Annotated in this window: 10 protein-coding genes and 1 rRNA gene; 8 read left to right on the top strand and 3 right to left on the bottom strand. The window is 41.3% G+C overall.

All coding sequences use genetic code 11. The features are described from left to right. Positions 1 to 879, bottom strand: coding sequence for a phosphotransferase (locus ACMUMQ_RS14310; RefSeq protein ID WP_414682640.1), 879 nt, complete (start codon positions 877 to 879; stop codon positions 1 to 3). An 89-nt stretch (positions 880 to 968) separates the two neighbouring features. Between ACMUMQ_RS14310 and ACMUMQ_RS14305 the strand changes: the two genes are divergently transcribed. Both ACMUMQ_RS14305 and putP read left to right on the top strand, forming a co-directional pair. Continuing rightward, complete coding sequence (locus ACMUMQ_RS14305) at positions 969 to 1,835, top strand: transcriptional regulator HexR (RefSeq protein WP_414682639.1); 867 nt, start codon at positions 969 to 971, stop codon at positions 1,833 to 1,835. Positions 1,836 to 2,290: 455 nt separating this feature from the next. Then, positions 2,291 to 3,787, top strand: a complete 1,497-nt coding sequence (putP, locus tag ACMUMQ_RS14300; RefSeq protein WP_414682638.1) for a sodium/proline symporter PutP — start codon at positions 2,291 to 2,293, stop codon at positions 3,785 to 3,787. Positions 3,788 to 3,938: 151 nt separating this feature from the next. Here the strand turns inward: putP and edd are convergent, their stop codons facing one another. Next, a complete protein-coding gene (edd, locus tag ACMUMQ_RS14295; RefSeq protein WP_414682637.1) occupies positions 3,939 to 5,753 on the bottom strand; it encodes a phosphogluconate dehydratase in 1,815 nt (604 codons plus the stop codon). 391 nt (positions 5,754 to 6,144) lie between these two features. Between edd and gap the strand changes: the two genes are divergently transcribed. From gap to ACMUMQ_RS14265, 6 genes are all read left to right on the top strand, one after another. Continuing rightward, on the top strand, positions 6,145 to 7,158 hold the full coding sequence (gap, locus tag ACMUMQ_RS14290) for a type I glyceraldehyde-3-phosphate dehydrogenase (protein WP_414682636.1): 1,014 nt from the start codon (positions 6,145 to 6,147) through the stop codon (positions 7,156 to 7,158). An 81-nt stretch (positions 7,159 to 7,239) separates the two neighbouring features. Then, positions 7,240 to 8,688, top strand: coding sequence for a pyruvate kinase (pyk, locus tag ACMUMQ_RS14285; protein ID WP_414682635.1), 1,449 nt, complete (start codon positions 7,240 to 7,242; stop codon positions 8,686 to 8,688). A gap of 25 nt (positions 8,689 to 8,713) precedes the next feature. Next, the gene (locus tag ACMUMQ_RS14280; protein WP_414682717.1) at positions 8,714 to 9,169 is read left to right on the top strand and encodes a methylglyoxal synthase; all 456 of its coding nucleotides are present in this window, start codon (positions 8,714 to 8,716) and stop codon (positions 9,167 to 9,169) included. A 164-nt stretch (positions 9,170 to 9,333) separates the two neighbouring features. Next, positions 9,334 to 9,825, top strand: a complete 492-nt coding sequence (gene purE / locus ACMUMQ_RS14275; RefSeq protein ID WP_414682634.1) for a 5-(carboxyamino)imidazole ribonucleotide mutase — start codon at positions 9,334 to 9,336, stop codon at positions 9,823 to 9,825. Between the two features lie 3 nt (positions 9,826 to 9,828). Continuing rightward, entirely contained in the window at positions 9,829 to 10,893 is a 1,065-nt protein-coding gene (gene purK / locus ACMUMQ_RS14270) for a 5-(carboxyamino)imidazole ribonucleotide synthase (RefSeq protein ID WP_414682633.1), read from the top strand. A gap of 44 nt (positions 10,894 to 10,937) precedes the next feature. Beyond that, complete coding sequence (locus ACMUMQ_RS14265) at positions 10,938 to 11,573, top strand: Lrp/AsnC family transcriptional regulator (RefSeq protein ID WP_414682632.1); 636 nt, start codon at positions 10,938 to 10,940, stop codon at positions 11,571 to 11,573. Positions 11,574 to 12,020: 447 nt separating this feature from the next. On the opposite strand, the gene rrf is transcribed toward ACMUMQ_RS14265, so the two are convergent. Then, a 5S ribosomal RNA gene (gene rrf / locus ACMUMQ_RS14260) occupies positions 12,021 to 12,133 on the bottom strand; the annotation flags it as partial.

The raw sequence follows: 12,133 nt of genomic DNA, 5'->3' as shown, positions 1-12,133 counted from the left end.
TTAGTGGTTAAAAGTGTTTAGCTCTGGCGACGTCTTAAATTCAAAGTACTGCTTCAATGCCATTTTATCTTCTGAATCAATTAAGTGCTTTAAAAACAGCCAAGCCATTTCTCGTAAAGCGTAACACTGTTTATAGGTACGAATGGCTAATCTTGCTTCTTGCAAGGGCAAACTCGCCTGATACGTTGATAACAGAATTTCTATTTGCTCATCGTTTAAATTATGGGATTTCGCCACAATGGCAAGGTCAAATAAAGGATCGCCAACGCCAGCGTATTCCCAGTCAATCAACCACAAGACATTATCGTCCATTAAAATATTTTTAGGGTTTAAATCATTATGACAAAGCGCAAAAGGCAACAAGAACTGAGGCTGAGTTAATCCCTGAAAACAATCTAAAAGGTATTCATATTCACGACTAAGTAACTCGTCATTTAACACAAAACCCTGAATTTGCTTCAGGTAATGATCTATCACATCAAGCACATTGTATTCATGATCAACCACAGCAAGTTTATGGGTTTTAGCAAGCGCCTGAGCAATACGCTTCACATCCTCATTTTTATGATTTACCGACCAATCCATTGTCGGTTGTGAGGCAAACTCACAAACAATCCCTCCTTCATCATTTGTCCAAACAACTTCTGGTGATAACCCCATAGAAGCCGCTTGTTTAAGTGCACTGATTTCAGCCTTACGATTCACAAAAAAAGCATCGCAGTCGATGCACGGAATGCGTAATACAAAGCAAGGAACCTGCTCCACTTTCAGTAAATACACCTTATTTGAAAAGCCTTCAGTCAATAAAGTGGCTTCGATTTGAGAAAGGTTTGGCAATAGCTTGCCTATTTCCACAAAATATTCAGATAGTGCGTTCATTTATAATGATTTTATTGCCAGAATTGTATGTGGCTGTCAGAATGAACAACTGAACCATTCGAGTCAATAGACAAAATTGAAGCAGATAGATGAATAAACACGAAGACATTATTCGTAAGATACAAGAACGCCTAAGCACCTTAAGCAAATCTGAGCGAAAAGTAGCTGAAGCGATTCTTGCCGACCCAAAAACCACCATACATTCTAGTATCGCAAAACTTGCAGCACGGGCTGAAGTCAGTGAGCCTACAGTGAATCGATTTTGTCGTAGCTTGATTGGTAGCGGCTTCCCTGATTTCAAAGTATCCCTTGCTCAAAGCTTGGCTACGGGTACGCCTTATGTGAATTTAAACGTAGAACCAGATGACGCTCCTGGCGCAGTCACTACGAAAATTTTTGAAGCGGCAAAAAGCAACCTAACTCGAGCACAAGAAATTCTTCCTGAGTCTTTAATTAGTCGTGCTGTCGACGTACTAGCTCAAGCTCGTCGCATTGAGTTTTACGGCTTAGGCGCTTCTGGACCTGTTGCTCAAGATGCTCACCACAAGTTTTTCCGCTTAAACATGCCAGTTGTTGCTTACACAGACATTTTAGTACAACGCATGGCGGCAGCAGGCACTCACCCAGGTGATGCAGTTGTTATTATTTCTTATACAGGCCGAACCTTGCCATTGATTGAAACAGCGCGCGTTGCAAGAGAAACCGGCGCATCTGTTATCGGCATTACCAATCCAAACTCTCCTCTCACAGAACACTGCTCTATCGTGTTACCAATCGAGGAAACAGAAGACACGGATATTTATACACCAATGAGTTCTCGTATTGTCTATCTTACCTTGATAGACGCACTCGCAACTGGTGTTCTATTGAAACGTGGCCCTGAATTTAATGCGCACTTGAAAAAGCTTAAACAAAGCGTTCAAGACACTCGCTTGCCAAAGATAGACAACAAATAAACCACTCAAATGATGGTTAAACGAAAAGGAAGAGTGCTTTGCATTCTTCCTTTTTTGCGTCATGGACAAATATTTTTGGCTGCTTATCTTGTTCGATTTAAAGAACTTTTCGAGCATTACATACAACTCAAAGCAATTTGCCCGACTTTTTTACAACTTTGTCAGAGGATTTTGAAAGATTATCCTACCTCAGCCACCTAGAATCACGGCTCGTCTTGAAATGAGTCCAAAACAATTCACAGTTTTTACAAGGCTATGATGATTTGGACATTAAAAATCAATGACTCTCAGAATAAAGATAACGCCATACCACTCTTTAGGGTGAGGTCCGAGTGGCATCTTTTATCCACCGTGTTAAGTACGCACTAGTGACTTACACCATAAAGTGACCTGATGTGTCACGTCGTCATTCACAGACCATTTCATCCACACATTTTCAATAAAGGAAAATAACAATGATAGAAAGCAGCTACGCGATCAGTTTTACATTCCTAGCTTATTTAGTCGTTATGCTAGGCATTGGACTGTACGCTTATAAACTCACCTCCAGCTCAGAAGACTACTTTCTAGGTGGAAGATCATTGGGCCCTTGGCCTACAGCACTTTCAGCAGGCGCATCAGACATGAGCGGTTGGCTTTTGCTTGGTTTACCTGGCTACGCCTATGCAGCAGGTTTGGAGTCTATTTGGATCGCTGGCGGCTTACTTGTTGGTACATGGCTAAACTGGTTGTTGTGTGCAAAACGCTTACGCACATACAGTATTAAAGCCAATAACGCTCTGACATTACCCGACTTTCTATCCACTCGTTTCAATGATAAATCGAAACTAATTCAGACCATTTCTGCTTTATTCATTTTGCTTTTCTTCTTGTTCTACACAAGCTCTGGCTTAGTGGCAGGCGGTAAGTTATTTGAAACTGTATTTGGCTTAGATTACACATACGCTGTGGTTATCGGCACAGTTTGCGTGGTTTCCTACACATTATTTGGCGGCTTCTTAGCTGTTGCTTGGACAGATTTAGTTCAAGGCTTGATGATGAGCGCCGCTTTGGTGATTGTTCCTATCATTGCGCTTGATGGGAGCTGGTCACAACTTTCAGATACATTAATGACAAAGAACCCAGAGCTACTAAACATCTGGACTAATGTCAGCGGCGAACCTTTAAGCGCTATTGCTATTATCTCTCTTGTTGCATGGGGATTAGGTTACTTTGGGCAGCCACATATTTTGGCTCGATTTAAAGCATCTCGCTCTAACAAAGACGTGAAAACCGCTCGCTATATTGCTGTTTCTTGGACGTTGATTTCCATGATTGGCGCTTTGTTAATTGGTCTGGTTGGCATCTCTTATGTTGACACTAACCTAGCTGGCAACTTAGCAGACTCTGAAAAAATCTTTATGATTTTAGTGAATGCTATTTTCCACCCTATTGTTGCAGGCATCTTATTAGCCGCTATCTTAGCTGCCATTATGAGTACAGCTGATTCACAACTATTAGTGTCCTCTTCAGCACTGGCAGAAGATTTCTACAAACAACTTTTCAATAAAGACGCAACACAGGAGCAAATCGTAAAAGTTGGCCGCCTCGCTGTTGTTATGATTTCTGTGGTTGCGCTGTTCCTTGCATTAAACCCTGAAAGCTCGGTTCTTGGTCTGGTTTCTTACGCTTGGGCTGGTTTTGGTGCGGCATTTGGCCCTGCAATTTTATTAAGTCTATTCTGGCGTAACATGAACAGAAATGGCGCACTTGCCGGTATTATCATTGGCGGTGTTACTGTTGTCGTATGGAAGCAACTGTCTGGTGGTATTTTCGATTTATACGAAATCCTTCCAGGCTTTATCTTATCAAGCCTTGCAATAATCATTGTCAGCATTGCTACTGGCACACCAGAAGAGTCAGTGACAGAAACGTTTGATGATTACGAAGAAGCACTTAAGACAATGGATTAATCTATTCTCTTAAGACAATTAATTTGCTCTTTAGATTCAAAAGCCCGAACCAAATAATTGGTTCGGGCTTTTTTTATAGGCAAAAAAAAGGGGCTTAAATAAGCCCCAAAACACCAGTTTACTAACAAGACGTTAGTAATCAGAGGAAACATTAATCATTGAATAAGCTACAAGCACCTTGCTCAGCACCACTCACTAGAATACGTTGCGCGCTGAACAACTCACGCCCCATACCTTGGTGAGAGTCAGACAAGTCTTGTGTTGCTGCCACTCGATTGTTCAGTTCTTCATCAGAAATCAGTACGGATAAAGTGCCTTCATTAGCATCCAAACGAACCAAATCACCGTCTTGGATCTTCGCGATCAAACCGCCAGCCAATGCTTCTGGCGTTAAATGAATAGCAGCTGGTACTTTACCGGAAGCACCTGACATTCGACCATCAGTCACTAAAGCAACCTTGTAACCTTGGTCTTGTAAATTCCCTAAGAAAGGCGTCAACTTATGCAATTCTGGCATGCCCAACGCTTTCGGGCCTTGGAAACGTACAACAGCCACACAATCGCGTTTTAGCTGGCCACTGCCAATCGCTTCTGCTAATTCATTTTGACTATGAAAAACAGCCGCTGGCGCTTCAATTACTCGGTTCTCTTCTTTAACAGCTGACACCTTAATAACTGAACGACCAAGATTACCTTTTAATAAAGACAAGCCACCTTCGGCACTAAATGGATTTTCAATCGGACGAATAACTTCTTCGTCCAAGCTACTTTCTGGCCCTTCGCGCCACACCAATTCTTCACCATCCAAAAATGGTTCCTTGGTGTAATGAGACAAACCTTTACCTACGATGGTATTCACATCTTCATGCAACAAACCACCTTTCAATAGTTGTTTCACAAGGTAAGCCATACCGCCAGCTGCGTGGAAATGGTTAATGTCAGCCAAGCCATTAGGGTAAATACGTGTCATTAATGGCACAACTTTCGATAATGCTGAAAAATCATCCCAAGTGACGATAATGCCTGCCGCGCGCGCATAAGCAACAATGTGCATTGTATGGTTGGTTGAGCCGCCTGTTGCTAATAAGCCAACAATGGAGTTCACGATACTGCGCTCATCAATAACTTCGTACAAAGGACGGTAATCTCGACCTAATGCCGTAATCTTAGTTGAAAGCTGCGAAGCGTATTTTGTCAAAGCAGGACGCAAAGGATTATCTGGGTTCACAAAAGAAGAACCTGGCAGTTGTAGCCCCATCATTTCAACAAGTAACTGATTTGAGTTCGCTGTACCGTAAAAAGTACAAGTACCTGCACTGTGATAAGAAGAGGACTCAGCTTCTAGTAGCTCATCTCTTGTCGCCTGACCTTGAGCGTATCTTTGACGAACCGCCGCTTTCTCAGCATTGGTAATACCTGATGGCATTGGGCCAGCAGGAATAAATAAAGAAGGGAGATGACCAAAACGCAAAGCCGCAATTAATAAACCTGGAACAATTTTGTCACAAATACCTAGATACACAGCAGCATCAAACATATTGTGGGATAGAGCAATAGCTGCACCCTGAGCAATGTTGTCGCGACTAAAAAGGCTCAGCTCCATGCCATCTTGCCCTTGAGTCACACCATCACACATAGCTGGAACACCGCCAGCGAATTGTGCAATCGACCCCATTTCTTGAACCGCTGCTTTAATCTGACTTGGATAAGCTTCATAAGGCTGGTGAGCGGAAAGCATGTCATTATATGAAGAAACAATGCCTATATTAGCCGCTTCCATTAATGTTAATTTCTGCTTTTCCTGAGGCTGACACGCTGCGAAGCCATGAGCTAAATTACCACATGACAATTTTCCACGATGCGGGCCTTGTTCTTCAGCCTTTTTCATGTCCGTAAGATATTGTTTACGCAGTGTTTTACTTCGCTCAATGATGTCGTTAGTTACCTTCGCAACAATCGGATTCATGCCTCTCTCCGTTTTTGAATTCATTTATTTTTGTGATCATCTGTTCTGACTAGTTTCGTAATATTACTACATTTTTAGCAATAGTTACCTATAAATTTATCAAAAACCCAGATTTAAACGAAAAATATGTAATTTTTTTACATAAATAGATCTAATAGTCGTTATTTCGGCTAAAATATCTCAGCAATTGCAATGCTTTTGTAATACAATTAAAGGTAATATGGTTAACAAGCCATGGTATGATTAAAATATAGTCAAGCTGAGAAGGATTTGTTACTAATCCTTGCGTAAAAATTTACTTCTGTAGTATTTTTACATCAAAGAACAAGACCAAACACTGAACGCTCAAGTTTGAATATTCAGTAATTTCCGCACTATTTTAGAGGTAAGTATGACAATTAAGGTAGCTATCAACGGTTATGGCCGTATCGGACGCAACACTCTTCGAGCTTTATATGAGTCTGGTAAACGTGATCAAATTGAGATTGTTGCGATCAACGATCTTGGCGATTCAAAAACCAATGCTCACCTGACAAAATACGACACAGTTCATGGCCGTTTCAGCGAAGAAGTTACTTTTGACGACGAAGCTTTGTATGTAAACAAAGATAAAATCCGCACATTTTCTGAGCGTAACCCTGCAGACCTTCCTTGGGCTGAGTTGGGTGTTGATGTTGTATACGAATGTACTGGTTTCTTTACAACGAAAGAAAAAGCAAGTGCTCACATCAGCGCTGGTGCTAAAAAAGTTATCATTTCAGCACCAGGTAAAGAAGTTGACGCTACTGTTGTGTACGGTGTTAACCAAAACGTACTAACATCTGATATGACTGTTATTTCTAACGCTTCTTGTACTACAAACTGTCTAGCACCTGTTGCTAAGCCACTAAGCGACAAGTTAGGTATTGAAAGCGGTTTGATGACAACTATCCACGCTTACACAAACGATCAGCGTCTATCTGACGTATATCACGAAGACCTTTACCGTGCTCGTGCTGCTGCAATGAACATGATTCCAAGTAAAACAGGTGCTGCTGCCGCTGTAGGTCTTGTTGTTCCTGAGCTAGTTGGTAAATTCGACGGTATGGCTGTACGCGTTCCAACAATCAACGTATCTCTTGTTGATTTAACCTTCTTGGCGCCACGCGAAACGTCTGTAGAAGAAGTAAACGGCATCATTGAAGATGCAATCAAAGCGGATCCTGTTCTTGCTCAAGTATTGCAAGTTAATCATGATCCTCTTGTTTCTTCTGACTTTAACCACAGCACATTCACATCTAACTTTGATGCAACACAAACGCGTGTTCAAGGTAAGCTAGTGAAGATTATGGCTTGGTATGACAACGAGTGGGGCTTCTCAAACCGCATGCTCGACAACACTATTGCATTGATGAATGCAAAATAGTTGATATAACACAAAGGCTGCTTTAGCAGCCTTTGTCGTTTCATATACTTCTCTTCAAGTTTATAACCTTTGGTAAATAAAATGACTCGCAGAACAAAAATTGTTGCAACTTTAGGTCCAGCTTCTAGTTCACCAGAAATGATCGAAAAATTGATCTTAGCTGGTGCAAACGTTTTCCGTCTTAACTTCTCTCATGGTCAACCGGAAGACCATATCAACCGAGCTGAAGTTGTTCGAGCTATGGCGAAAAAGAACAACCGCCACATCGCTATTCTTGGAGACCTACAAGGACCAAAAATACGTATTGCTCGCTTCAAAAATACTAAAGTTGAACTCAAGGATGGCGCACAATTTATTCTAGACGTTGGCTTTGATAAAAATGCTGGCGATGAAAACCGAGTTGGTATCGACTACCCTCAACTTGCAGAAGACTCTGAACCAGGTAACGTCTTGCTTCTTGATGATGGCCGAGTGGTACTTGAAGTTATTGAAGTAAAAGGCACTGAGGTTATTACTAAAGTACTTGTTGGTGGACCATTGTCTAACAACAAAGGCATTAACCGCCAAGGTGGTGGTTTATCTGCTGCCGCTCTGACTGAAAAAGATAAAGAAGACATCATCACTGCTGCAGCATTAAAAGCAGACTATTTAGCTGTTTCCTTCCCTCGAAGCGCTGCAGATCTACACGAAGCACGTTCATTGGCAGAAGCTGCAGGCTTAAAAGCTGGCATCGTTTCTAAAGTAGAACGAGCTGAAGCCGTTGCAGATAATGAAACTCTAGATGACATCATTCTTGCTTCTGACGCTGTTATGGTTGCTCGTGGTGATTTGGGTGTTGAAATTGGTGATGCCGAACTGATTGGCGTTCAAAAACACATGATCAAACGCTGCCGTCAATTAAACCGTCCAGTTATCACTGCAACGCAAATGATGGAAACCATGATTACAAGTGCAATGCCTACGCGTGCAGAAGTATTTGACGTAGCCAATGCCGTTCTTGATGGTACAGACGCCGTTATGTTGTCTGCAGAAACGGCAGCTGGTGCATACCCAGTTGAAGTAATTCAAACAATGAATCGCGTTTGTTTAGGTGCTGAGAAGCAACCTGCAATCAGCCGTTCTAGCCATCGTCTAGATGTTACTTTTACAGATGTTGATGAAACCATTGCAATGTCAGCTATGTATGCAGCTAACCATTTAGAAGGTGTAAAAGCCATCATCAGCTTAACTGAATCAGGTACAACTCCACTTCTAATGTCTCGTATTAGTTCTGGCTTGCCTATTTATGCACTTTCTCCAAACCAAGAAACACTTAATAAAGTAAACCTTTATCGTGGTGTAACACCTGTGTCTTTCTCTTCTCAAGAGTTTAACGTAGATACTATCGTTGCAGGTTTGGTTGACCATGTTAAATCGCTAAACTTGATTAAAGACGGCGACCTAGTTATCGTGACAAAAGGCGATCACCTGGTTAGCTACGGTACAACTAATATGATGAAAGTCGTGAAAGTTGGTGATGTAAAAGAATAATCAAGTGAAGGGTTAAACAGTGCAACTGCAACAAAAAACCATCACAACACCAGAGCGTAAAAACGTCGCTCTGGTGGCTCATGACAATATGAAGCCAGCACTCATTGATTGGGCTGAGAAACACAAAGACAAGCTAATCAAACATAATCTATTAGCAACAGGCACCACTGGGAATTTAATGCAAAAGCAATTAAATGTTCCGGTTCAATCTCTTATTAGCGGCCCTCTTGGTGGGGATCAGCAATTAGGAGGCTTGATAGCTGAAGGAAAAATTGATGTGCTGATTTTCTTTTGGGACCCTTTCGAGCCAATGCCTCATGATCCAGATATTAAGGCCTTGCTTCGAGTTGCTGCGGTTTGGAATATTCCAATTGCATGTAGCGTAGCTTCAGCTAACTTTCTTGTATCGTCACCTTTATTCGAAAGTGAGTTTGAACGACAAGTTCCCGATTACGACAAATATCTTCAAGAGCGACTTTAAGTCGCTCTTCTTTTTTATACCCTCCTCAATACTCGCGGTTTGACTCAAAATCGGCTATATTAGCGGCCATTATTATTTGATGAAATTTTCATCTAAAGACAAATAAGTTCAACGTACCTCCCCTCTCAAACACCACGTTGGATACCATCGACAGGAGAAATATTTTGCAAGCTGAAGTTGCCCTTATAATGGGATCAAAAAGTGATTGGGCCACAATGGAAGGCGCCGCTGAAATCATGGACCTTCTTGGCGTTAGTTATCATGTAGAAGTAGTTTCTGCTCACCGAACTCCCGCTAAACTTGCTGAGTTTTCAGAAAATGCTATCAAAAATGGCTTCAAAGTCATCATTGGTGGTGCGGGTGGCGCAGCTCACCTACCTGGCATGGTTGCCGCGCACACGAGCCTTCCAGTCTTAGGCGTGCCAGTGCAAAGCAAAGCACTAAACGGTATGGATAGCCTATTATCTATAGCCCAAATGCCTAAAGGTGTTGCTGTAGGAACATTAGCAATTGGAAGCGCTGGAGCCTTCAATGCTGGCTTGCTGGCCTGTCAAATTCTTGCTACATCAAACCCTAAGTTATCAGCAAGAATAGAGAAATTCAGAGCAGATCAAACCAATACAGTTTTAGCGAACCCGGACCCAAGAGAGGCTTAATATATGTCAGTTTTATGGGTATTAGGAGCAGGTCAATTAGGCGCTATGCTAAAACAAGCTGGCACTCCTCTTGGTGTCGATGTTCGTCCTGTAGATATTGAATCAACAGAAACACTGCCTTTGCAAGAAAGCGACATAGTAACAGCAGAAAGAGAAGAATGGCCTGAAACTGTTGCCACTAAACAACTTGCAACGCATAACAATTTTATTAACCTAACTACATTCCCTCAGTTAGCAGACCGTTTAACACAAAAGCAATGGCTAGATCGCCTCGATCTTGCCACAGCGCCATGGTTTCCAGTAGAAAGTGATTCAACAGCTAAATACGCATATAAAACCCTTGGCGATAGAGTGTTGATGAAGCAACGTCGTGGCGGATATGACGGCAAAGGGCAATATTGGTTAAAACAATCCGAATCAACAGAAATACCGGAAGACTGGAAAGGTTGTGCTATCGCAGAGCAGGCAATCAATTTTGATGAAGAAGTGTCTATTGTTGGTGTAAGAGGCAAAAATGGAGAAAAGCATTTTTACCCTTTAACGCTTAACCTACATATTAATGGTATTTTGTATGCCTCAATTTCTCCTCTGGAACGGCTAAAACCACTTCAAACTAAAGCAGAAGAAATGCTTAGTAAGCTAATGGATACATTAGATTATGTAGGTGTAATGGCAATGGAGTGTTTCCGTGTTGGGGATGAATTACTCATCAATGAGCTTGCGCCTAGAGTTCATAACAGCGGACATTGGACTCAAGCAGGAGCAAGTGTTAATCAGTTTGAAAACCACGTTAGAGCAGTTACTGGCTTGCCTCTGGCTCAGGCAGAAGTTAAAAGCCAAAGTATGATGGTTAATTTAATCGGTGTAGACCTCAACTATGAGTGGTTAAAAATAAAAAGCTTAGAACTTTACTGGTATAAAAAAGAAGTAAGGCCTGGTCGAAAAGTCGGCCATTTGAACTTCTGTTCCAATGAACTCGCTATTTTACGTAGCGCTCTGACAGAGTTAAATTTACCCTCCCCTTACCCTGAAGCAATCTCATGGCTTGAAGATAACCTGCCTAAATAAATATCAGCCGCTGATGCAATCATCAGCGGCTTTTTTTATGTTTAATGAAAGGAATTATCCAAAATATTGGAGGCTACAAGCGAAAAAGACATAAAAAAGGAAAAAATAATGATTTTAAACTTGTTAAGTTTATAAAAGACCTTATCCTAAATGTATTAGCTGAAAACAGCATAACAACAATAATACAGTTAAATAAGGCACCATCAATGAATCATATTGAACTCGACAGTTATGATTGGCGATTACTTCAAGCCCTTCAGCAAAATGCTCGACTATCCAATGTCGCATTATCAGAGCAAGTTAACCTATCCCCATCTCAATGTTCGCGACGACTCCAAAGGTTAGAGCAGCACAACATAATCGAATCCTACTTTACTCAATTAAATGCCAATGAGCTAGGCTACAAAGTTACCGCTTTTATCTATGTCACCTTAGATAAAAACATAAAAAACAGTGACTCAGAATTTAAAAGTACTATTGCTAACATGCCACAAATACTTGAATGCTACTCAATAAGTGGGGACAGTGATTACTGGCTAAAAGTCATTAGTGAAGACTTACCTTCTTTATCAGTATTCTTAAACGGGTCCATATCCATACTATCAAGTGTCAAAGGTATCACCTCGACTGTAGTACTGGATAAAATAAAACAAGTACCATCCATTCCTCTCCCTAATTAAATGTCTCAGATCCATAAGGTGATCGCCATAATTGCGCTTATTTACCCAAGCCTAGAAAGTATTTAATACATAGTAATATATTGGGAATAATCACTTGAACAGGAAGAAAAGCAGCGAATTCTATCTGGTATGCTAGGTGATTATTAATGAAAACTTGCACTAACGCATCGAACTAACTAACTAACTAACTAACTAACTAAAATATAGCGTTGTAGAATTTTATTTGCACTAATACATCGAGTCACAGGGCAAGCGAGTTAGTAGAACATCTTAGTGGCCATTTACGCAGACGCGTTGAAGCACGAAACAGGCGCAAGTAAATGATCACTAAGACGCTCTTATTTCTAATCTGATCTGTTCCTATCTCTGTTCCTATCAGACCTTCCATTTCTTACAGACGAAAAAAAGCCCCGACAGCTTAGCTATCAAGGCTTCTCTTAATTATAAGCTTGACGACGACCTACTCTCACATGGGATCTCCCACACTACCATCGGCGATGGCGCTTTTCACTTCTGAGTTCGGGATGGGATCAGGTGGTTCAACGCCTCTATGATCGTCA

Source organism: Marinomonas algae, assembly GCF_047525555.1.
GTDB lineage: Bacteria > Pseudomonadota > Gammaproteobacteria > Pseudomonadales > Marinomonadaceae > Marinomonas.
The sequence above is the reverse complement of the archived record's forward strand: the minus strand, read 5'-3'. Positions and strand labels throughout refer to the sequence as shown.